This is a genomic window from Labedaea rhizosphaerae, from assembly GCF_004362825.1.
Taxonomy (GTDB): Bacteria; Actinomycetota; Actinomycetes; order Mycobacteriales; family Pseudonocardiaceae; genus Labedaea; species Labedaea rhizosphaerae.
This window is the reverse complement of the sequence record NZ_SNXZ01000002.1, coordinates 1468540-1489327: the sequence shown is the minus strand read 5'-3', so window position 1 is coordinate 1489327 and position 20788 is coordinate 1468540. Positions and strand designations below refer to the sequence as shown.

Annotated in this window: 21 protein-coding genes; 14 read left to right on the top strand and 7 right to left on the bottom strand. The window is 70.6% G+C overall.

Annotated features, from left to right (window positions below):
• The first annotated feature begins 22 nt into the window (after positions 1 to 22).
• Positions 23 to 433, top strand: a complete 411-nt coding sequence (locus EV186_RS16365) for a hypothetical protein (RefSeq protein ID WP_133850063.1) — start codon at positions 23 to 25, stop codon at positions 431 to 433.
• Between the two features lie 61 nt (positions 434 to 494).
• Here the strand turns inward: EV186_RS16365 and EV186_RS16360 are convergent, their stop codons facing one another.
• Both EV186_RS16360 and EV186_RS16355 read right to left on the bottom strand, forming a co-directional pair.
• Positions 495 to 1325: a lysozyme gene (locus tag EV186_RS16360; RefSeq protein WP_133850062.1), complete on the bottom strand. Its 831-nt coding sequence runs from the start codon at positions 1323 to 1325 to the stop codon at positions 495 to 497.
• Positions 1326 to 1456: 131 nt separating this feature from the next.
• Positions 1457 to 2665 carry an ROK family protein gene (locus EV186_RS16355; protein WP_133850061.1) on the bottom strand — a complete coding sequence of 403 codons (1209 nt, stop codon included), beginning with the start codon at positions 2663 to 2665 and terminating at the stop codon, positions 1457 to 1459.
• 179 nt (positions 2666 to 2844) lie between these two features.
• Between EV186_RS16355 and EV186_RS16350 the strand changes: the two genes are divergently transcribed.
• The 6 genes from EV186_RS16350 to EV186_RS16325 are packed head-to-tail and all read left to right on the top strand — an operon-like array spanning position 2845 to position 9983.
• On the top strand, positions 2845 to 4521 hold the full coding sequence (locus EV186_RS16350; protein ID WP_133850060.1) for an ABC transporter substrate-binding protein: 1677 nt from the start codon (positions 2845 to 2847) through the stop codon (positions 4519 to 4521).
• A 1-nt stretch (position 4522) separates the two neighbouring features.
• Positions 4523 to 5593, top strand: coding sequence for an ABC transporter ATP-binding protein (locus EV186_RS40790; RefSeq protein ID WP_133850059.1), 1071 nt, complete (start codon positions 4523 to 4525; stop codon positions 5591 to 5593).
• Positions 5590 to 6570 carry an ABC transporter permease gene (locus tag EV186_RS16340; RefSeq protein ID WP_133850058.1) on the top strand — a complete coding sequence of 327 codons (981 nt, stop codon included), beginning with the start codon at positions 5590 to 5592 and terminating at the stop codon, positions 6568 to 6570. Before EV186_RS40790 ends, EV186_RS16340 begins: the two co-directional genes overlap by 4 nt.
• Positions 6571 to 6573: 3 nt before the next feature.
• Positions 6574 to 7518 (top strand): ABC transporter permease, encoded by a 945-nt coding sequence (locus tag EV186_RS16335; protein ID WP_133850057.1) that lies wholly within the window; start codon positions 6574 to 6576, stop codon positions 7516 to 7518.
• On the top strand, positions 7515 to 8549 hold the full coding sequence (locus tag EV186_RS16330; protein WP_166659194.1) for an ABC transporter ATP-binding protein: 1035 nt from the start codon (positions 7515 to 7517) through the stop codon (positions 8547 to 8549). Before EV186_RS16335 ends, EV186_RS16330 begins: the two co-directional genes overlap by 4 nt.
• 27 nt (positions 8550 to 8576) lie before the next feature.
• The gene (locus EV186_RS16325; protein WP_133850296.1) at positions 8577 to 9983 is read left to right on the top strand and encodes a GH1 family beta-glucosidase; all 1407 of its coding nucleotides are present in this window, start codon (positions 8577 to 8579) and stop codon (positions 9981 to 9983) included.
• A gap of 264 nt (positions 9984 to 10247) precedes the next feature.
• Here the strand turns inward: EV186_RS16325 and EV186_RS16320 are convergent, their stop codons facing one another.
• A complete protein-coding gene (locus tag EV186_RS16320; RefSeq protein WP_133850056.1) occupies positions 10248 to 11114 on the bottom strand; it encodes a LysR family transcriptional regulator in 867 nt (288 codons plus the stop codon).
• 70 nt (positions 11115 to 11184) lie between these two features.
• On the opposite strand from EV186_RS16320, the gene EV186_RS16315 reads away from it, so the two are divergent.
• Both EV186_RS16315 and EV186_RS16310 read left to right on the top strand, forming a co-directional pair.
• On the top strand, positions 11185 to 12345 hold the full coding sequence (locus EV186_RS16315) for a pyridoxal phosphate-dependent aminotransferase (RefSeq protein ID WP_133850055.1): 1161 nt from the start codon (positions 11185 to 11187) through the stop codon (positions 12343 to 12345).
• Positions 12346 to 12403: 58 nt separating this feature from the next.
• Entirely contained in the window at positions 12404 to 12706 is a 303-nt protein-coding gene (locus EV186_RS16310) for a hypothetical protein (RefSeq protein ID WP_133850054.1), read from the top strand.
• Between the two features lie 3 nt (positions 12707 to 12709).
• Here the strand turns inward: EV186_RS16310 and EV186_RS16305 are convergent, their stop codons facing one another.
• A complete protein-coding gene (locus EV186_RS16305) occupies positions 12710 to 13123 on the bottom strand; it encodes a MarR family winged helix-turn-helix transcriptional regulator (RefSeq protein WP_133850053.1) in 414 nt (137 codons plus the stop codon).
• Between the two features lie 61 nt (positions 13124 to 13184).
• Between EV186_RS16305 and EV186_RS16300 the strand changes: the two genes are divergently transcribed.
• From EV186_RS16300 to EV186_RS16290, 3 genes are read left to right on the top strand one after another with little or no spacing between them, the layout of a single operon-like run.
• The gene (locus tag EV186_RS16300) at positions 13185 to 13553 is read left to right on the top strand and encodes a hypothetical protein (protein ID WP_133850052.1); all 369 of its coding nucleotides are present in this window, start codon (positions 13185 to 13187) and stop codon (positions 13551 to 13553) included.
• 27 nt (positions 13554 to 13580) lie between these two features.
• Positions 13581 to 14648 carry an ATP-dependent DNA ligase gene (locus EV186_RS16295; protein WP_133850051.1) on the top strand — a complete coding sequence of 356 codons (1068 nt, stop codon included), beginning with the start codon at positions 13581 to 13583 and terminating at the stop codon, positions 14646 to 14648.
• Positions 14645 to 15157, top strand: a complete 513-nt coding sequence (locus EV186_RS16290) for a DUF6817 domain-containing protein (protein ID WP_133850050.1) — start codon at positions 14645 to 14647, stop codon at positions 15155 to 15157. The genes EV186_RS16295 and EV186_RS16290 overlap by 4 nt, the downstream gene beginning before the upstream one ends.
• Here the strand turns inward: EV186_RS16290 and EV186_RS16285 are convergent.
• Positions 15151 to 16536 (bottom strand): type I glutamate--ammonia ligase, encoded by a 1386-nt coding sequence (locus EV186_RS16285; protein WP_133850049.1) that lies wholly within the window; start codon positions 16534 to 16536, stop codon positions 15151 to 15153. The two genes, EV186_RS16290 and EV186_RS16285, sit on opposite strands and share 7 nt — an antisense overlap.
• A gap of 56 nt (positions 16537 to 16592) precedes the next feature.
• Between EV186_RS16285 and EV186_RS16280 the strand changes: the two genes are divergently transcribed.
• Positions 16593 to 17708 carry an amidohydrolase family protein gene (locus EV186_RS16280; protein WP_133850048.1) on the top strand — a complete coding sequence of 372 codons (1116 nt, stop codon included), beginning with the start codon at positions 16593 to 16595 and terminating at the stop codon, positions 17706 to 17708.
• On the opposite strand, the gene EV186_RS16275 is transcribed toward EV186_RS16280, so the two are convergent.
• Together EV186_RS16275 and EV186_RS16270 are read right to left on the bottom strand one after the other, a co-directional pair.
• Entirely contained in the window at positions 17668 to 19203 is a 1536-nt protein-coding gene (locus EV186_RS16275; RefSeq protein ID WP_133850047.1) for an FAD-dependent monooxygenase, read from the bottom strand. The two genes, EV186_RS16280 and EV186_RS16275, sit on opposite strands and share 41 nt — an antisense overlap.
• A gap of 59 nt (positions 19204 to 19262) precedes the next feature.
• Complete coding sequence (locus EV186_RS16270; RefSeq protein WP_133850046.1) at positions 19263 to 19868, bottom strand: acyl-CoA-like ligand-binding transcription factor; 606 nt, start codon at positions 19866 to 19868, stop codon at positions 19263 to 19265.
• A gap of 108 nt (positions 19869 to 19976) precedes the next feature.
• Between EV186_RS16270 and EV186_RS16265 the strand changes: the two genes are divergently transcribed.
• Positions 19977 to 20786, top strand: coding sequence for a phosphotransferase family protein (locus tag EV186_RS16265; protein WP_166659193.1), 810 nt, complete (start codon positions 19977 to 19979; stop codon positions 20784 to 20786).
• Positions 20787 to 20788: the final 2 nt, after the last annotated feature.

Sequence of the window (20788 nt, the reverse complement as noted above, 5' to 3'; positions counted from 1 at the left end):
ACGCCACGGTTTATCGTTCGGCATGACCAACCGCAGGACGGCCCAGCGCTACGAGGTGCTGGGCAGGCTGATGTCGGTGCTGTTCGACTCCGGGCGACCGGGGATCATGACCGGCGCCGACAGATTCCGGTTCTGGGAGAGCCATGGCGGCTTCTTCCTAGACTGGGCCGGTGGCCCCCACCCGCACGAGGTGGTGGCCTACGTGAGGGACCTCGCCGGTTCCGACGAGGCGGCCACCCGCCTCGAACACGGCGACGTCACCAACGCCGTGCTGTACCGGACGACGTGCCCGGACCGGCTCCCGTCGTTCGACCTGCTCGGTCACAAGATCACGGTGCGCGCCACCCGGACGCTGGGCCACAACTGCGCCGTCTCCAGACACTTCGCCGCGACGGCGGCCGCCATCCGCCAGGAACTCGACGCGACGGGCTGACCCCACGACGACGGAAGCGGGGCCTCGCAGCGCGGGGCCCCGCTTCCTTGGTCCGTGCTCGTCAGCCGTTGGCGAGGGCCTGCACGCGGGTGATGTCCCCGTTGAACTGGTCCTGGTCACCGGGGAAGGTGCCGGAGTCGGCGAACTGCCAGATGGTCTGGAAGTCCCAGCCGGCCGGCAACGCACCCGGGCTGCCGTTGTAGTTGGCGATCACCAGCGGGCTGTTGGCGCCGAAGCCGCTGCCCGCGTCGCCCACGCACTGGTTCCACCAGCTCGTCGCGGTGTAGATGGCGGGCCAGCGGCCGGTGCGGGCCTGGTAGGTGTTGCTGAAGTCGGCGATCCACCCGGCCATGCTCGCCTGGTCAAGGCCGTAGCAGGTGTCGCCGTACGGGTTCCACTCGATGTCGAGCATGCCCGGCAGCGTCATGCCGTCCTGCGACCAGCCGCCCCCGTGGTCGACGAAGAAGTTGGCCTGATCGGCGCCGCTGGACGTGTTCGGTGTGGCGAAGTGGTAGGCCCCGCGGATGATGCCGGCGCCGTACGAGCCGTCGTACTGCTGGGAGAAGTAGTCGCTGGTGTAGTCGATGCTCTCGGTCGCCTTGACGTAGGCGAACTTCGCGCCGTTGGCCGCGACCGTGCCCCAGTCGACGTTGCCCTGCCAGCCGCTGACGTCCAGACCCGGCACGGTGTCCTGCAGGTGCGGTGGGATGGACTTGACCTTCGGCATGTGCAGCCGGACCTGCGAACCCATGTAGTCCCGCTCCGGGTGCGCGACCGACGGATGGGCTTGCGGCGCTTCCGCCGATGCCGTGTTGACCGAGATGCCCGCGGCGGCGGCCACCAGCACCGTCGCGCAGGCGCCGAGTTTCGCGCGCTTGGAGAGTTTCTTCATGCCCCGACCTCTTCCGTGTGGCAAGTGGTGAAAAAGACACTCCCACACGGTCCAGTTGGGTCGGTAGCAACGAAAGCCTTGAATGGCCCATTGGGGGCGTTGGGTGTCTCGAATGGGACATTCAGGGCGGGTCAGCGGGTGCCGCGTTGGTCCAGCAAGGCGGCTACGGGAAGGGTTGCGGCGCCTACCGCCACCGCGTCCGGGCCCAGTTTGCCCAGCTCGATGGTGAGTTGTTCGAACGGGCGGCGCAGGGCCTGGGTGCGGACCGCTTCGGTGATGCGGGGTAACAGGCGGGCCCCGATGGCCAGCCCAGCCCAGCCGCCCAGCACGATGCGCTCGGGGTTGAAGAGGTTCACCAGGTTCGCGATGCCCGCGCCGAGGTGGTCGGCGGCCTCGTCCAGCACGCGGGCCGCGGTCTTGGACTTCTCGGCCGCGACCAGCAGGGTCGCGAGGTTCGCCTGCTCGTCGGCGCCCGCCACCGCCTTGCCCCGGCGCACCGCCCGATAACGCTCCACAATGGCCTCACCGCCGACGTAGGCCTCCAGGCAACCGCTTGCGCCACAACGACACCGGCGCCCGCCGTACTGGATGATCGTGTGGCCCCACTCGCCGGCGCTGCTCGCGCTGCCGCGGTAGATCGTCCCGTCGGTGATCACCGAGGCGCCGACACCGGACCCGATCAACAGGATCACCGCGTGCCGGGCGCCGCGGCCCGCGCCGAACCACATCTCGGCCTGACCCTGGGTCTTCGCGCCGTTCTCCACGAACACGGGCACGGACACACCCGCCTCGCACAACAGGTCGGCGAGCGGGACGTCGTGCCAGCCGATGGTCTGCGCGTGCACCCGCACCGGTTCCTGCTCGACGGTGCCCGGCACGCCCACACCGACGCCCAGCACCTTGTCCTCGTCGACCCCGGCCAGCACCTCGCGCAGCCCGGCCGCCGCCTGCGCCACGACGGCGGCGGGCTCCGCCTGCTTCGAGTTCCCCCGCTTCGACGGCAGCGGCAGATCCACCGCGGCGAGCCGGTTCATGGCCAGGTCGAACAGCTCCGCCTTGACGCCGGTCTCGCCGATGTCGACCCCGGCGACCATCGCGTACCCGGGGTCGACGCGCAGCAGCACGCGCGGGCGCCCGCCGTCCGACTCGACCTGGCCCGCCTCCACCACCAGCCGCTCGCGCACCAGTTCGGCGGTCACGTTGCTGACCGTGGCTGCCGACAGGCCCGTGATCCCGCTGAGCTCGAAGCGGCTGAGCGGCCCGTCGAAGTACAACCGGGACAGCACCGTGGCCCGGTTGGTCCGACGCAGGTCACGGACCGTCGCGTGCTTGGAGGTCATGTGTGGTCCTTACTACAGCGCCATACCGCTTGACGAGAGGCGAGCCCAGTCTGCCCGGGCCAAGTCTGCCCTTTCGTTCACATCTTGAATTTAGGCGAGGGCCGTCACCTGGTCGTTATTGACGTGCGGGCGAACAAACGAGTTGACTCTGCCGCGCCGAACCACCCCGAGGAGGACCCATGCGAGCCAAGCGTCGCGGTTCGTCGGCCGTCGCGTTAGTCGTCGCGGGCGTCTTGTCGTTGTCCTGCCTGGCCGCGTGCGGTGGGGGCAGCTCCGCGGCCAAGACGCCGTCGAACGGCGTGCTGACCATCGGCATGCCGAACGGGCCGCAGACCAACAACAGCAACCCGTTCCTGGAGTCGTCCGCCGGTGCCTCGCTGGGCTACCGCCGGGTGATCTTCGAGCCGCTCGTGATGACCAACGTGGTCAAGCCGACCGATCCCGGCAAGCCGTGGCTGGCCACGAAGTGGGAGTGGTCGGACAACTTCAAGAAGGTCGCCATCACCATCCGCGACGGCGTCACCTTCTCCGACGGGCAGAAGATGACCGCCGACGACGTGGCGTACACGTTCCAGCTGCTGAAGGACAAGTCGGCGCTGAACATCAACTCGATCCCGTTCGGCGACATCGCGGCGTCGGGCAACCAGGTCACGCTGATCTTCCCGAAGTCGCAGTACGTCAACCAGAACAAGATCCTGAACACGCCGGTGGTGCCCAAGCACATCTGGTCGAAGATGAAGGACCCGACCACGGACCCGGTGAAGAACCCGGTCGGCACCGGCCCCTACACGTTGAAGACCTTCACGCCGCAGACCGTCACGCTGGTCCGCCGCGACGGCTACTGGCAGGCGCCGCCGAAGGTCACCGAGCTGCGCTACACCTCCTACACGGACAACAACGCGCAGACCACGGCCCTGGCCAACGGTTCGGCCGAGTGGAGCTTCGTCTTCATCCCGAACTACAAGGCGGTCTACACCAACAAGGACCCGCAGCACTTCAAGCTCTGGTTCCCATCGGTGCTCGCGGTGCACGGCCTGTGGCTCAACACCGAGCGCAAGCCGTTCGACAACCCGGTGCTGCGCCGCGCGATGAACATGGCGATCAACCGCGAGGACGTCGTCCAGCAGGGCGAGGCCGGCTACTTCTACCCGAAGGTCGACTCGATCACCGGCATCCCCACCCCGGCGGGCGAGCCCTACATCGCCGACGCGTTCAAGGGCAAGAACGCCACCGTGGACGTCGCCGGCGCGAAGGCCCTGTTGACCGGCAACGGTTTCACCTACAACGGCGACAAGCTGGTCGACCCGTCCGGCAAGCCCGTCACCATCACGCTGTCGGACCCGGCCGGCTGGTCGGACTACCAGACCGACCTCGAGATCATCAAGGACAACCTGTCCCAGATCGGCATCGAAGCCAAGGTGGACAAGGCCAACGAGGACGCCTGGACCACCAACGTGGAGACCGGCAACTTCCAGGGCGTGCTGCACTGGACGAACAACGGCTACACGCCGTACGACATGTACCAGAACATGATGGACGGCACGCTGTACAAGCCGGTCGGCACCGGTGGCGTGAGCGGCAACTACGGCCGCTTCAAGAACCAGCAGGCCACCGACGCCATCGCCAGGTACGCCGACGCGACCGACGACGCGGGCCGCAAGGCCGCCCTCGACCAGGTCCAGCAGATCATGGTCGACCAGATGCCGGTGATCCCGCTGATGGCCGCGAACGCCGGTGGCGAGTACTCCACCCGGCACTGGGTCGGCTGGCCGGACGAGCAGAACCCGTACGCCCCCGCCCAGCCGACGCTGATCAACGCGCTGGACATCCTGCTGCACCTGCAGCCGGCCGCGTGACATGACGGCAGAGCTCGACGCCCCCGCCTCGGGCACCACGGACGACAGCGACGTGGTGCTCGAGGCGGAGGGCGTGTCCAAGCACTTCCCGGTCCGGCGCACCGGCCGGGACGTGGTCAAGCGCACCACCCACCACGTGCACGCGGTCGACGACGTGAGCTTCGCGCTGCGGCGTGGGCACGTGACCGCGATGGTCGGCGAATCCGGTTCCGGCAAGTCCACCGTGGCCCGGGTGATGGCCCAGCTGCACCGGCAGACGGCGGGCACGATCCGGCTGCACGGCGAGCCGGTGGACGTCCGCGGCGGGCGGCGGTTCCGGGCGTACTGCCGCGCGGTCCAGATGGTCTTCCAGGACCCGTTCGCCTCGCTCAACCCGATCCACACCGTGCGCTACCACCTCACGCGCGCGTTGCGCATCCACGGCAACGCCGGGCGCACCCGGGCCGAACGCGAGGCCGCGCTGGAGGACCTGCTGGCCAGCGTGCAGCTGACGCCGGCGCGCAACTACCTGGACAAGTTCCCGCACGAGCTCTCCGGCGGGCAGCGCCAGCGCGTGGCGATCGCCCGGGCGCTGGCCGCCGACCCGGAGGTGCTGCTGGCCGACGAGCCGGTGTCCATGTTGGACGTCTCGATCCGGCTCGGCGTGCTGAACCTGTTGCGGGACCTGAAGGACCGATTGCGCCTGGCGATCCTCTACATCACCCACGACATCGCCTCGGCCCGCTACTTCGCCGACGACATCCAGGTGATGTACGCGGGTCAGGTGGTCGAGGGCGGGGACAGCGAGACGGTCACGCAGTCACCCGCCCACCCGTACACCCGGCTGCTGGTCGAGTCCGCGCCCGACCCGGACCGGCTCACCGGGCGCACCGATGCCCCCGAGGACAGCGCCCAGGGCGAGCCGCCGAGCCTGATCTCGCCGCCGTCGGGCTGCCGGTTCCACCCGCGCTGCCCGTTCGCGATGGACCGTTGCTCGGTGGCATCCCCGCCGCGTCTGGAGGTCGGCGACCAGCCCGGTCACTGGGCGGCGTGCTGGCTGTTCGACACGCCTTCGGTGGAGGCGGCCTCATGAGCTACCTCCTGCGGCGCATCGGGTTCTACCTGTTCACGGCGTGGGCCGCGATCACCATCAACTTCTTCATCCCACGCGCCATCCCCGGCGACCCGGTGCAGTCGATGGTCAACCGGGCGCAGGGCCAGATCGACTCCAACGCGATCCACTCGCTGTACGTGCTGTTCGGGATGGACACCGATCAGAGCATCTTCAGCCAGTACTTCGAATACCTCGGCCAGTTGCTGCGCGGTGACCTGGGGCTGTCGTTCACGTTCTTCCCGACGCCGGTGTCCGAAGTGCTCGGTGACAGTCTGCCGTGGACGATCGCGCTGGTCGGGCTGACCACGATCGTCAGCTTCGTGCTCGGGACCGGGCTCGGCGTGCTGGTCGGCTGGCGCCGCGGCGGCTGGGCCGACCTCGTGCTGCCGGTCACCACGTTCCTGTCGTCGATCCCGTACTTCTGGCTCGGCCTGATCGCGATCACGCTGTTCGCGGGCGACGGCGGTGCGTTCCCGTCGTCGGGTGGCTACGACCCCGGCGTCACGCCGAGCTTCACCTGGGACTTCATCAGCAGCGCGGTCCTGCACAGCGTGCTGCCCGCGGTCACGATCCTGATCACGTCGATGAGCGGCTGGATCATGTCGATGCGCAACATGATGGTCACGGTGTCCCAAGAGGACTACATCACCGTCGCGCACGCCAAGGGCCTGTCCGAACGGCGCGTAATGGTCAGCTACGCCGCGCGCAACGCGTTGCTGCCCAACGTGTCCGGGTTCGCGATGTCCCTCGGCCTGATCGTCGGCGGCACCCTGCTGATGGAGATCGTGTTCTCCTACCCCGGCGTCGGCTACGAGCTCTTCCAGGCGCTCGGCGCGAAGGACTACCCGCTCATGCAGGGCATCTTCCTGGTCATCACGTTGTCGGTGCTGGTGGCGAACCTGCTCGCCGACGTGGCGTACCTCGCCCTCGACCCGCGCACCCGCAGGGAGGGCTGAGCGATGGCCGTACCCGCGGCAGACGTCGCCGCCGCCGTCCCGGTCGAGGAACCGGCCGGCAAGCGCAGGCAGGCGTTCCGCTTCCTCGCCACGGGCAAGGCGATCACCGGCCTGGTGATCATCGGCGTGCTCGTGGTGCTCTCCGTGATCGGCGAGTGGATCGCGCCGTACGACCCGTCGGCGCGCAGCAGCGACCTGCTGGAAGGACCGTCGGGCAGGCACTGGCTCGGCACCACCCACCTCGGTCAGGACATCCTGAGCCAGTTGCTGGTCGGCACCCGCAGCGTGATGGTGGTGGGCCTGGTTTCCGGGCTGGTGGCGACCATCCTCGCGGTGGTCATCGGCGTCACCTCCGGTTACCTCAGCGGACTCGGCGGCGAGGGCCTGTCCGCGGTGTCCAACGTGTTCCTGGTGATCCCGGCGCTGCCGCTGATCGTGATCATCGCCTCGATCGTGCCCGAGGTGTCCACCCTGGGCATCGCGCTGATCATCGGCTGCACGTCGTGGGCGTGGGGTGCGCGGGTGCTGCGTGCGCAAACGTTGTCGTTGCGGCGCAGGGACTACGTCGAGGCGGCACGGGCGACCGGCGAGTCCACGTGGCGGATCATCGGCGTGGAGATCCTGCCGAACCTGACCGCCGTGATCGCGTCCAGCTTCGTGGGCACGGTGATCTTCGCCGTGCTGTCCGAGATCACGCTGGCGTTCATCGGCGTCTCCGGTGGGGCCGAGTGGAACTGGGGCACGATCCTGTTCTGGGCCCAGAGCCAGCAGGCGCTCGACCAGGGCGCTTGGTGGTGGTTCGTGCCGGCCGGGCTCGCGATCGCGATCCTCGGCACGTCGTTGTCGTTGGTGAACTTCGGCATCGACGAGTTCGTCAACCCCCGTCTGCGGACCGGGGGAAGGATGCGCGCCGGCTTCACCCCGGTGGTGCGGGGAGGCGACCGGTGAGCGAACCCGTGCTGGAGATCAAGAACCTGTCGGTGGACTACGGCATGGGCCCGGACGCCGTGCAGGCCGTGCGGGACGTCTCGCTGACCCTGCACCGCGGTGAGGTGCTGGGCCTGGCGGGGGAGAGCGGCAGCGGGAAGTCCACTTTGGCCTACGGGATGACGCGGCTGCTGCCGCCACCCGGCGTGGTCAGCGGGGGCGAGGTCGTCTACCACCCGCAGGACGGCGCGCCGGTGGACATCCTCGGGCTCAACCGGCCGCAGCTGCGCAAGCTGCGGTGGTCGGAGATCTCCATCGTGTTCCAGGGCGCGATGAACTCGCTGAACCCCGTGCACAAGGTCGTCACGCAGCTCTGCGACGTGATCAAGGCGCACGACAAGCGGTCGACGCCGGCGTCACGCCGTGCGCGGGCCGCGGAGCTGATGAAGCTGGTCGGCATCAACACCGACCGGCTCGACAGCTACCCGCACCAGCTCTCCGGCGGCATGCGCCAGCGTGTGATGATCGCGATGGCGCTCGCCCTGGAGCCCAGCGTCGTGATCATGGACGAGCCGACCACCGCGCTGGATGTCGTGATGCAGCGGCAGATCCTCACCCAGCTGGCCGAACTGCGTGAGCGCCTCGGGTTCGCGGTGCTGTTCATCACCCACGACCTGTCGCTGCTCGTCGAGCTCTCCGACCGGATCGCGATCATGTACGGCGGGCGGATCGTCGAGGAGGCGAACGCCAGGCAGCTCTACCGGGAACCGTTGCACCCCTACAGCTTGGGCCTGCTCAAGTCGTTCCCCGCCCTGCGGGGCGAACGCCGCGAGCTCACCGGCATCCCCGGCTCGCCGCCGGACCTGCGGGCCATGCCGTCGGGGTGCGCGTTCCACCCGCGCTGCCCGCGGGCGTTCGAGCCGTGCGCCGATCGCGACCCCGTCCTCGCGGCGCCCGAGGACAAGACCCGGTCCGTGGCCTGCTGGCTGCACGTCCCCGGCGCGGGGCGGACCGCGGAGAACTCCACGAGCAGCACCACTGCTCGTTCCTGACCCGACACCCTGGAGGGGATCGTGACACTGGGGAACACCCTGCCCGAAATCGGGGCCGGACCGGAGCTGCTCGCCGGGCTGCCCGCGGGGTTCCGCTGGGGCGTGGCCACGTCGTCGTACCAGATCGAGGGCGCCGCGACCGAGGACGGCCGCACACCGTCCATTTGGGACACCTACTGCCGCGTTCCGGGCATGGTGCACAACGGCGACAACGGTGACGTGGCCTGCGACCACTACCACCGGATGCCCGAGGACGTGCAGTTGATCAAGTCCCTCGAGGTGGACACATACCGGTTCTCGGTGGCGTGGCCACGGATCCAGCCGCACGGCGGTGGACCGGTGAACCCCAAGGGCATCGGGTTCTACGACCGGCTCGTGGACGAGCTGCTGGCGGGCGGCATCGACCCGTGGCTCACCCTCTACCACTGGGACCTGCCGCAGGAGCTGGAGGACGCGGGCGGCTGGCCGGCCCGCGACACCGCGTACCGCTTCGCCGACTACGCGATGCTGGTCTTCGACGCCCTGCACGACCGCGTGCGGCACTGGACGACGCTCAACGAGCCGTGGTGCTCGGCCATGCTCGGCTACCACCAGGGTCGCCAGGCGCCGGGTCGGCAGGACTTCGGCGCCGCGATGCACGCCGTGCACCACCTGCTGCTCGGTCACGGCCTTGCCACGCAACGGATGCGTGCGGCCGACCCCGACGCGGACTTCTGCATCACGCTGAACATGAGCCAGCACGAGCCGGCCACCGACAGCCTCGCGGACCGGGAGGCCGCGCGCCGCGAGGACGGCCTGGCCGTGCGGATCTACCTGGACCCGTTGGTGCACGGCCGGTACCCCGCGGACGTCGTCGAGGACCTGGCCGCCCGCAACGTCGTGCTGCCCGTGCAGGACGGCGACCTGGAGATCATTTCGACGCCCATCGACACCCTCGGCGTCAACTACTACTTCACCAGCCTCACCTCCGGTGTGGCCGAGGACGGTTCCACTGTGGACTCCGACGGCAACCCGGTGAGCCGCGAGGTGCGCCTGGGCCGCCGGGTGACCGAAATGGACTGGGAGATCGTGCCGGAGGGCTTCACGGCGTTGCTTACCCGCCTGGCCCGCGACTACCCGGGTTTGCCGATGGTGATCACCGAGAACGGCTCGGCCTGGGCCGACGAACCCGACGAGCAAGGCTTCGTCAAGGACAACGACCGCACGGAGTACTTCGCCGACCACATCGCCGCCGTGTCGGCCGCGGTGCGGGCGGGCGCCGATGTGCGCGGGTACTTCGCGTGGTCGCTGATGGACAACTTGGAATGGTCCTACGGCTACGCCAAGCGGTTCGGCCTCGTGCACGTGGACTTCGAGACGCAGGTCCGCACGCCCAAGGCCAGCGCCTACTGGTACCGGGACACCATCCGGCGCGCACGGGCGGCGCACGAGTAGGACCCGGCGCTCGGCTGGGGTGGCCCTCCTCCACCCCAGCCGAGCCGCCCTCCCGGCGTGTCCCCCCGCTCCGACCGGGTGTGTCCCCTCTTCCGACCCGGTGTGTCCCCTCGTCCAGCCGGGTGTGTCCCCCGTTCCCGCTGGGTGTGTCCCTCGTTCCGGCTGGGCGTGTCGCTCGTTCCGGCTGGGCGTGTCCCTCGTTCCGACCGGGTGTGTCCCTTGTTCCGGCCGGGTGTGTTCCACGCTCCGGGCCCGCGCGTGGAGTTACGGGGTCGGCGTCTTGCCGGGGGTGGAAAGCTCCTTGGCTCGGTGGCGCAAGGCTTCCAGCGTGACCGCGACCGCGGGACGGGTGCGGCTTGCGGTGCGGACCAGGGCGTCGATCCGGCGAGCGCCGCGCACGCGGATCCTCGGCGGGTCCGCGGTGAGCAGGGCCAGGCCGGGCAGCACGGCCGCGCCGGTGCCGTTCGCCACCAGCTCGGCGATCGTCGCCAGGCCCTCGAATTCCCAGCGCAGCACCGGCTCGATGCCCTCGCGGGCCAGCACCCGGTCGGTCGCCACCCGCGACGGCTGGTCCGGCGGCGCGCACAACCACGTGTGGCTGGCCCGGTCGCCGGCCAGGTAGAGGGGGTCACGCAGGAGCGGAACACGGTGCAAGTCGGGGTCGAGTGGCGGTTTGCGCGTACCCCAGTCGTCGACGACGGCGAGGTCGGCCTCGCGGTTGCGCAGCCGGGGCAGCGCCTCGCGCGGGCCGTGCTGGCGCAGGGCGATCTCCAGGCGCGGGTAGGTGGTGCGCAGTCCCGCCAGCACGGGTGCGAAGGCGGTCGCGGCGGTGGGGAAGACGCTCACGACCACGCGCCCGGTGACCTCGCCGGTCAGGGCCGCGACGTCCGACTCCGCCGCTTCGACCGCGGCCAGCACCGTCACCGCGTGCTCGGCGAGCAGAACGCCGGCCTCGGTGAGGGTGGCGCTGCGGGCCGTGCGGTCGAGCAAGGTCGTGCCCGCTTCGCGTTCCAGGGCCGACAAGTGCTGCGACACCGCGGACGCGGAGTAGCCCGTCGCGACGGCCGTGGCGGCGATGCTGCCCCGCTCGGCGAACTCGCGCAGGAGGGCCAGGCGGTGCAGGTCGAGCATCGGCTTTCCTTGCGTTCAGCAACGTGATCTCGCACTTTACTTGATGCTGGGTCGACGCGACGGTGGACGCATGACCGTTTCCGCCACGCTGGCCATCAACGAGGAAGTTCGTCGCAGGCAGGCCGCGGGCCTGCCCACCGTCCCACTCGGCTTCGGTGAGGCGGGTGTGCCGGTGCACCCGCTGCTGGTCGAGAAGCTGGCCGAAGCCGCCGGGAAAGCCGGTTACGGTCCGGTGGCGGGGATTCCGTCGCTGCGAGCGGCCGCCGCCGGCTACTGGGCACGACGCGGGCTGCCCACCGATCCCGAGCTCGTGGTGGCCGGGCCGGGGAGCAAACCTTTGCTGTGGGCGGTGCTCGGCGCTCGCGGGGGAGCGGTGGCGCTGGCCAAGCCGAGCTGGGTCAGCTACGCGGCGCAGGCCGCGTTGCACGGGTTGGCGGTGCACCGGGTACCCGGTTACGGCGTGCCCGACCCGGACCGGCTCGACGCCCTCGCCCGGCGCACCAGACTGTCCACAGTGGTCGTCACGCTGCCGGACAACCCGACCGGCACGCTCGCTGATCCAGCCGTGATCACCGCGCTGTGCGAGGTCGCCGAGCGGCACGACCTGCTGGTGGTCTCCGACGAGATCTACCGCGACCTCGTGCACGACCCGGCCACGCCCTTCCTCAGCCCGGCCGACCTGGTGCCGCACCGCACGGTCGTCACGACCGGGCTGAGCAAGAACCTCGCCGTCGGCGGCTGGCGCCTCGGCGTCGCCCGGTTCCCCTCGGCCGGCCTGCGCGACAAGGTGCTGCACGCGGCGAGCGAGGTGTGGTCGGCGCCTGCCCAGCCGGTGCAGCACGCGGCGGCGTTCGCGTTCGACGAGCCCGCGCCGCTGGTCGAGCGGATCGCGGCCAGCCGTCGCCTGCACGCCCGCGTTGCCGCCGCGGTGGCGGACATCTTCGCCACGCCACGCCCGCAGGCCGCGTTCTACCTCTACCCGGCCCTGCCCGGTCGTGCGGACTCCGATGTGGACCTCGCCCGGACCCTGCTCGACGACCACGGGATCGCCACCTTGCCGGGTTCCGCGTTCGGCGACGACCCGGCCGCCCTGCGCCTGCGGGTCGCGACGAGCCTGCTGTACGGCGAGACCGATGCCCAGCGTGAGCAGGCCCTCGCGGCCGAGGACCCGCTCGCGCTGCCCTGGATCGCCGAGCACCTCGACCGGCTCGCGGCCGGTGTCGGCGGGTGACGTTTCAGCCCGCGGAGCCGGTGGGTAGCCGACCCGTTCACGCGAGAGGAGTGACCTCATGTTGCACATCACGCCGGAAGCTGGCGTGGCCATTGCCGAGCTGACCGAATCGGAAGGCGTGTCCGATGGTGGCGGCATCCGCCTGGAGCGGGTGGCCACCACGGAGGGCGACGGCACGGGCCAGGTCATGCTGACCGTCGCGGCGCTCGCCGAGGACACCGACGTGACCGCCACCGAGGAGAACAGCGGTGCACACGTGTTCATGGACCCGCTGAGCGCGGAGTTCGTCGACGAGCGGACCCTCGACGTCGAGGACACGGTCGAGGGCGACCTGCGTTTCGCCCTGGTCGCGTCGAGCTGACGCTCAGAGCTGTGCGGCGAGCGTCGTGAGCGCCTTGCGCAGCGCGTTCGCGGCGCTCGGCGAGAGCGGCGCGATCATCTCGGTCTCCACGTCGGCGAGCCGGGCGTTGGCCTTGCGGTGCAGCGCCCGGCCCGCGTCGGTCAGCTCGACCAGTTGACGGCGCCGGTCCGCGCGGTCGCGCACGCGCCGGACCGCGCCGAGCGCGTCCAGTTCGTCGAGCATGTCGACCACCACGCTCGGCGCCACGCCGACGGCCCGGGCCAGGTCGAGCTGGGCCATCGGCGCCTCTTCGACCAAGGCCAGCAGGCCGAGGTGGCGCGGGCGCAAACCCAATGGCTCCAGCAACACTGCGAGCCGGCGATGGGCGTGATCACCGAGCCTCTTGAGCAAGTGCGCCACATTCGTCGTCTGCGCCATGACCACATGCTAGCGTGGCCTTATGATTCGGATACCGAACGATAAGGCACCCTTATTGAGCGTGCGCTGGTACGTGGTTGTCGTCGTCGCGGCGACGGTGCTTGCCGGGGTCTACTTCGCCGTGGCCGAGGTCGCCGACCCGGCGTCCCTGGTTCCGGGGACTTCGGCGTCCGCGCGCGTGTTCGGCGCCTACACGACGGTGCGGGCCGTCGTGCTGCTCGCGCCGCTGGTGTGGTTCCTGGTGCTCCGGCGCTGGGCGGCGCTGCGGTTGATGCTGCTGCTCAACGGCGTGGTCCAACTGCTGGACACAGTCCCCGGGCTGGTCTTCCTGCACGCCCCGCAGGTCGTCGGGCCCGCGGTGTTCGCGGTAGCGCTGCTCGTCGCGGCCAGGCTGCTCGGACGCGACGATCTGGCGTCGGTGCCCCGCTGACCGGGCCAAACCTGCCAGACTGGCGGTGTGGACCTGCCCCTGATGCCCCCAGTCAAGCCGATGCTCGCCAAGCCGGCGCCGGAGATCCCCGCCGGTCAGCTGTACGAGCCCAAGTGGGACGGCTTCCGCAGCATCATCTTCCGCGACGGCGACGAGGTGGAGATCGGCAGCCGCAACGAGAAGCCGATGACGCGGTACTTCCCCGAGGTGGTCGAGGCGGTGAAGGCGAACTTCCCGTCGCGCGCGGTCATCGACGGCGAGGTCGTGGTGGCCAACACCGAGCGCAACACCCTCGACTTCGAGGCGCTCGCCCAGCGCATCCACCCCGCGGCGAGCCGGGTGAACCTGCTCAGCGTGGAGACTCCGGCCAGCTTCGTCGCCTTCGACCTGCTCGCCCTCGGCGACGAGGACCTCACCGAGCGTCCCATGGCCGAGCGGCGTGGCATGCTGGAGAAGGTGCTCGCCGACGCGAAGCCGCCCATCCACATCACGCCGCTCACGCAGGACCTCGACGTGGCCCGGCAGTGGTTCGAGCAGTTCGAGGGCGCGGGCCTGGACGGGCTGATCGCCAAGAAGCCGGACCTGGTGTACCAGCCGGACAAGCGCGTGATGACCAAGATCAAGCACGAGCGGACCGCGGACTGCGTGGTCGCGGGTTACCGCGTGCACAAGTCGGGCGAGGACCGGATCGGCTCGCTGCTGCTCGGCCTCTACGACGACCGCGGCAAGCTGGCGTCGGTCGGGGTGATCGGCGCGTTCCCGATGGAGCGGCGCAAGGAGCTGTTCCAGGAGATGCAGCCCCTGGTCACCTCGTTCGACGACCACCCGTGGGCGTGGGCGAAGCAGGAGGAGGGCGAACGCACGCCGCGCAAGGGCGAGGGCAGCCGGTGGAACGCGGGCAAGGACCTGTCGTTCGTGCCGCTGCGGCCCGAGCGCGTGGTCGAGGTCCGGTACGACTACATGGAAGGCGTGCGGTTCCGGCACACCGCGCAGTTCGTGCGCTGGCGCGACGACCGCACCCCGGAGAGCTGCACCTACGAGCAGCTCGAACGCCCGGTGAGCTTCCACATCGCCGACGTGCTGGGCACCGAGTGAGTACCGCGCTGGAATTCCTGCGCGGCACGGTCGCGCCGGAGCTGCCCCACCCCGGTGGCACGCTGCTCGCCCACCTGGTGCGGGTGCACGACTGGCTCGAGGAGCTCGGCGAGCCGGAGCACGTGTGCCAGGCCGGGCTGACCCACGCCGTGTACGGCACCGACGGCTTCGACGTGACGCTGCTCGAGCTGGGGGAGCGTTCGGTGCTGGCCGGCATGATCGGCGCGGACGCGGAGAAGCTGGTCTACCGCTACGGCGCGTGCGACCGGTCGCGGACGTGGCGGGACCTGGCCTCGACCGGCGTCGTCTGGGACCGGTTCACCGGGACGAGCGAGCGGCTGGCCGGCGCCGAGCTGACCGAGTTCGCCGACCTGACCGCGATCAACGAGCTGGACGTGCTCGCCCACTCCGCCGAGATCGAACGCGAGCACGGTGCCGCGTTGCGCGCGCTTTTCGTGCGGTGGCAACCGATCCTGTCGCCCGCGGTGGCCCGCGTGGCCGGTCAGTAGACCCAGCGGTAAGCGTCGACGACCTGCTCCGGGGTCAGGCCGGTCAGCGAGAACATCTCCGTGCGCCGCACGCCGATGAACGTGCGCAGGAACCGTTCGCCGAGCGCCTCTTCGAGGGCTTCGTCGGCTTCGAGTTCGTCGATGGCGTCGGCGAGGGTCGTGGGCAGCTGGGTGATGCCGCGGGCCGCGCGTTCGGGCTCGTCCAGGGTCATGGGGTCGACGTCGACCGGGTCAGGCAGTTCGGCCGCCTCCGCCAGGCCGGCCAGGCCGGCACGCAGCAGCGCCGCCACCACCAGGTACGGGTTGGCCGACTGGTCGAAGCACTTGACCTCGATGTTCGCCGCCCACGCGCGGCTGCCCGCCGGGCCGGCGATCACGCGGATCGCGGTCTCGCGGTTCTCCAGGCCCCAGCCGACGAACGCGCCCGCCCAGTACTTCGGCACGAGGCGCAGGTAGCTCGCCACCGACGGCGCGCCGATCGCGGCCAGCGCCGGCAGCCGGTGCAGGATTCCCGCGGTGAACCGGGTCGCCGTCGTGGTCAGGCCGAACGCCTGGTCGCCGCCCGCGAAGATGTTCTGCTCACCGTCCCACACGCTCAGGTGCACGTGCCCGCCCGTGCCGAGGCCGTCGGGCTGGACCTTCGGCGCGAACGACGCGCGCAGCCCGTGCGTGAGCGTGACCGCGCGGATCGTCTCGCGCACCAGCACCAGCGTGTCCGCGGCACCGACCGGGTCCTCGTGCCCGACCGACAGCTCGAACTGGCCGCGGGCGTACTCCGGGTGGATCTGCTGCACGGCCACGCCCTGCTCGATCAGCGCCGCGACCACCGCACGCAGGTAGTCCGCCAGCTCGACCACCCGCCCCATCCCGTAGGCCGAGCCACGCACGGCGGGCACCCACGAACCGTCTTCGGTGTCCTTGCCGACCATCCACTCGACCTCGAACGCCGCCTTCGCCGTGTACCCGGCGTCGGCCAGCGCGGTCACGGCGGCGCCGGCCATGATCCGCGCGTCGATCGGGTGCGGTGTGCCGTCCTGGCCGTAGCGGTCGCCGGGTGCCCACGCCCAGCCGGGCCGCGCGGCGAGCGGGACGACGCGGGCGAGGTCCGGGTGCAGGCGCAGGTCGCCGACCGCGCCGGGGGCGTCCGGGCCGGGCACGTTGCCGGGCAGGTCGTGGAAGGTGAACCCGTCGAAGCACGGCGCCGCGCCGATGCCCCAGGCCGCCGCCGACTCGAGCCGGGCCAGCGGAACGGCCTTGACCCTGGTCACGCCGCTGTTGTCGACGAAGGTCACCGCGACCAGCTCGACCCCCCGCGCGGCGAGCTCGGGCAGCTTGTCCCGCGCCGCGGCGCCCCGCGCCTGGCGATCGTGCTCGTCCACCGGTCCTCCTGCCTGCTTGCCCCACCGCTTGCAGGCCTGCGAGGCTACCGAGGGAGATGCGAGAGCCGCTTGAGTTTGCCGATGCTGTCCCCCTTGTGGACCACCACTGCCACGGCGTGGTGCGCGCCGACCTGGACCGGGACGCGTTCGAGGCGTTGCTGACCGAGGCCGGAACGCCACCCGGCCCGGGCGAGTCGCGCTTCGATTCCCAGGTCGGGCTGGCCGTTCGCCGTTGGTGCGCACCGGTGCTCGACCTGCCGGCCGACGCACCCGCCGCCGACTACCTCGAGCGCCGCCGCGAGCTGGGCGCCGACGAGGTCAACCGGCGGATGCTGCGCGCCGCGGGCGTGTCGCGGCTGTTGGTGGACGGCGGGTTCCGCCCGGACGAGCTGACCACGGAAGCCGAGCTCGCCGCGTTGTCCGGTGCCGAGGTCGGCACGGTCGTCCGCTTGGAGCACCTCGCCGAGCAGCTCACCACCACTGCCGCGGGCTTCGCCGACGACTTCCGGTCCGCGCTGGCCGAGCGGGACGCGGTCGCGGTGAAGTCGATCGCCGCGTACCGGGTCGGGCTCGACCTGGCCGGGGAGCGGCCGACCGACGCCGAGGTGCGAGCCGCCGCCGACCGCTGGCTGCGCAGTACTGGACCAGGGCGGGCTGAACCAGGTCGGGCTGGACCAAGGCGGCTCGCCGATCCGGTGCTGCACCGGTTCCTGATCTGGTGCGGCATCGACCGCGGGCTGCCGGTCCAGTTGCACTGCGGCTACGGTGACCCGGACCTCGACCTGCACCGCGCCGACCCGCTGCTGCTCACGAACCTGTTGCGTGCCACGGCATCGAGCGGGGTGCCGGTGATGCTGCTGCACAACTACCCGTTCCACCGCAACGCCGGTTACCTGGCGCAGGTCTTCCCGCACGTGTACGTCGACGTCGGCCTGGCAACGCACGCGGTCGGCTCCCGGGCGCCGGCGGTGCTCGCCGAATTGCTGGAGCTGGCGCCGTTCGGGCGGGTGCTCTACTCCAGCGACGCGTTCGGGCTGGCCGAGTTCTACTTGCTCGGCGCCGTGTTGTTCCGCCTCGGGCTCGCGGAGTTCCTGCGGGACACCGCCGACGCCGAGCGGATCGTGACGATGATCAGCTCAGCAAATGCCCACCGGGCGTACCGGCTGGCATGAGCGCGTCGCCGAACCAGGTGGTCAGCGCCTCGACGAGCCCGTCGGAGCCCGCCCAGGCGACGTAACCGTCCGGACGGATCAGCACCGCGTCGGCCGGCGCGGTGTCGGTGTGGTCTGTGTAGACGTCCACGCGATCACGCCACGGCTGCGCGGTTTCCGCAAGCGTGCCAGTGAAGTCGAGCAGCACCGGCCGGCCGGATCGCATCAGTTCGGCCACCCGGCCGTGCTCGCGCAGCGGCAGGTCCGGCATCCACCGCCCGGCCAGTGGGTGATCGCAACCTGGTGCGGGATAACGGATGTCCGCGCCCGCCATCAGGTCGGCGATCCGCTGGATGGCGGGTTCGTCCTGCAGCAGCTCGGTCATGACGTCGCGCAGGCCGGTGATGTTCGGGCCGGCGCCGACCAAGGCGGTCTGCGCCCTGGTCTGGGCCTGGACGCGGGCGGCCACCGGCCGGCGCTCGGCCTCGTAGGTGTCCAAAAGGGACTCGTCCGCCCAGCCATTCAGCACACCGGCGAGCTTCCAGCCCAGGTTCAGCACGTCCTGCATGCCGAGGTTGAGCCCCGGACCGCCGAATCCCGATTGGACGTGGGCGGCGTCGCCGACCAGGAAAACCCGTCCGGCGCGGTACTTGTCGGCCAGCCGGGAGTTCGCGTCGGTGCTGCGGCGCAACCCGAGCTCCGCCCCGTTCGGCGGCGCGGTGAGCGGGACCGGACCGCCGAGCACCCGTTCCAGCGACTCCTGCAGTTCGGCGAGCGTCATCGGAGCCGACTCGTCCACCGTCTGGTCCCACTCGTGGACCGCGACCCGGAAGACGCCGGGGACGAACATGCCGTACGCGAACAAACCGTGCTCGGTGCGGGTGAACGTGGCCGGGCGGAACGTGCCGGCGCCGGGCACGGTCAGCACGCCGGTCTTGTGGTCGGCGACCGACGCGTCGATGCCGACCTGCCCCATCCGCCCGACGAAGCCCGTGTCGGTGAAGCCGGGGAAGCCGATGCCGGATCGCTTGCGCACCACGCTGTGCGCGCCGTCGGCGCCGACGAGGTAGCGCGCGCTCATCGAGTAGGTGCCCGCCGGCCCGGCGACGTCGACCGTGACCTGGTCGGCGTCCGGGCGCACGTCGACGACTTCGTGTCCATGCCGGACGGTGACGCCGAGTTCCCGCGCCCATTCTTCGAGGCGGGCCTCCAGGAGGCGCTGCTGGATCGGCAGGGCGAACATCGAGTGTTCCGCAAGGCGTTGCAGGTCAAGGGGAAGCGCGCCGAACTGGAAGCCGTCCATCCTGGTCAGCCGCGCCGTGCCGGCGAGCCGCTCGTGCAGGCCGCGGTAGTCCATGGCCTGCACGACCCGGCCGACCAGGCCGTTGGCCTTCGGTTCGGCCGGGCGTTCGGGCAACGCTTCGAGCAGGACCGGTCGCAGGCCCGCCTGCGCCAGTTCGCCGGCCAGCAAAAGCCCGTTGGGTCCCGCGCCGGTGATGATCACATCCGCGTTCATGGCAAGCCTTCTTCCCCCGGGCGGCACGCGGGCCGTCCAGGCTTGGTGGTGTTTCGGGGTTAGTGCGGTGGTTCGGGCAGGCCCGCGGCGAGCTGGCCGATGGCCTCGCGCAGGCAGGCGGCCATCGACAAGTCGTTGCCCTCCTGCATCCACTGCTCGGACGCGACTCGCTGGGCCGCGCTCAGGGCGGCGGCGACGAGGCGCGGGTAGAGGTCCTTGCCGGCGTCCATGCCGGTGCGCTCGGCGATGGCTTCCGCGAGCGTGCGTTCGGCTTCGACGGTGCGGCGCAACACCTCGCCGAGCACCTCGGGTTCGGTGAGCATCAGCCGGACGCCCGCCACCCAGTCCGGGTCGGGCGGGACGCCGCCGTCGTCGACCAGGCTGGCTGAAGCCTCGGCCAGAGCCGTCCACAGTGGCTCGTCGCGGGGCCGGTCCCGCAGCAGGCCGGACATGGCCTTGGCCCGGTTGATGTGCCGCCAGACGATGGCTTCGGCTTTGCTCGCGAAGTAGTTGTTGAACGTGCGGGGCGACACGCCCGCGTCGGCGGCGATGTCCTCGACGAGGACGTTGCGGTAACCGCGTTCGACCGACAGGCGCAGGGCGGCCCAGCTGAGCGCCGCCCTGGTCTGCTCCTTCTTCCGCTCACGCAGGCCTTCGGTCCCCATGGCTCCACCGTACACGAACTTGCGTGTCCCGCAACTTTGCGGACACCGCAATTTATGGGAACCGGCAAATCGAACTGCCGAGCACGGCCGTCGTGGTTACCTTGCCGGGTGGAGCTTCGCGAGGTTCGTGATCTTGTGCGCCGGCACCTGTCCGGTCACCGCGGTGAGGCGCGGGTGCTGGGATCCGGGTACGACAACGACGCCTTCCTGGTCGGCGACCTGGTGGTGCGGGTGGCCAAGGTGCCGGACCGGGAGAAGCTCGGGCACGAGGCGCGGTTGCTGACCGCGGTCGCCGCCATCTCGCCGGTGCCGGTGCCCGAAGTGGTGTTCGTCGACCACGAGCACGGCTGTCTGGCCTACCGGAAGCTGCCCGGCACGCCGTTGATCGACGTCCCGGCCGTCGGGCCCTTCGTGCTCGACCAGCTCGCGGAGTTCATCGAGTGCACCCACACCGCGGAGATGGCCGGGCTCGCGACGGTCGACAACTACTCACCCGCGCAGTGGCGTGACGAGTCCGTCGAGACCTACCGCGAGATCCGCGACCACGTGCCGGTGCTGCACAAGCCCATGGTGGAGGCGTTCCTGGCCGACTCACCGCCCCAGCCGAGCCCGGAACGGGTGTTCGCGCACAACGACCTCGGGATCGAGCACATCCTGGTCGACGGCACCAAGATCACCGGGATCATCGACTGGTCGGACGCGGAGCTGACCGATCCGGCGCACGACTTCGCCGCGCTCTACCGCGACCTCGGCGGGCCTGTCGTGGACCGTCTGCTGGGCAAGCAAGCGGCCGACGTCCGGGCGCGGGCCGTGTTCTACGCGCGCTGCTATGCCTTGGAGGACATGGCTTTCGCGCTGCGCGAAGGCCAGCCGAAGTACCACGAGAAGGCCCTGCGCGCGTTGACCTGGCTGTTTTAGGC

Coding starts and splice junctions, on each gene's coding strand:
- EV186_RS16350 (WP_133850060.1), top strand. CDS start 2,845: ATGCGAGCCAAGCGTCGCGGTTCGTCGGCCGTCGCGTTAGTCGTCGCG.
- EV186_RS16275 (WP_133850047.1), bottom strand. CDS start 19,203: ATGAACGCGGATGTGATCATCACCGGCGCGGGACCCAACGGGCTTTTG.
- EV186_RS16280 (WP_133850048.1), top strand. CDS start 16,593: ATGCGAGAGCCGCTTGAGTTTGCCGATGCTGTCCCCCTTGTGGACCAC.
- EV186_RS16360 (WP_133850062.1), bottom strand. CDS start 1,325: ATGAAGAAACTCTCCAAGCGCGCGAAACTCGGCGCCTGCGCGACGGTG.
- EV186_RS40790 (WP_133850059.1), top strand. CDS start 4,523: ATGACGGCAGAGCTCGACGCCCCCGCCTCGGGCACCACGGACGACAGC.
- EV186_RS16320 (WP_133850056.1), bottom strand. CDS start 11,114: ATGCTCGACCTGCACCGCCTGGCCCTCCTGCGCGAGTTCGCCGAGCGG.
- EV186_RS16305 (WP_133850053.1), bottom strand. CDS start 13,123: ATGGCGCAGACGACGAATGTGGCGCACTTGCTCAAGAGGCTCGGTGAT.
- EV186_RS16340 (WP_133850058.1), top strand. CDS start 5,590: ATGAGCTACCTCCTGCGGCGCATCGGGTTCTACCTGTTCACGGCGTGG.
- EV186_RS16310 (WP_133850054.1), top strand. CDS start 12,404: ATGTTGCACATCACGCCGGAAGCTGGCGTGGCCATTGCCGAGCTGACC.
- EV186_RS16315 (WP_133850055.1), top strand. CDS start 11,185: ATGACCGTTTCCGCCACGCTGGCCATCAACGAGGAAGTTCGTCGCAGG.
- EV186_RS16335 (WP_133850057.1), top strand. CDS start 6,574: ATGGCCGTACCCGCGGCAGACGTCGCCGCCGCCGTCCCGGTCGAGGAA.
- EV186_RS16355 (WP_133850061.1), bottom strand. CDS start 2,665: ATGACCTCCAAGCACGCGACGGTCCGTGACCTGCGTCGGACCAACCGG.
- EV186_RS16365 (WP_133850063.1), top strand. CDS start 23: ATGACCAACCGCAGGACGGCCCAGCGCTACGAGGTGCTGGGCAGGCTG.
- EV186_RS16270 (WP_133850046.1), bottom strand. CDS start 19,868: ATGGGGACCGAAGGCCTGCGTGAGCGGAAGAAGGAGCAGACCAGGGCG.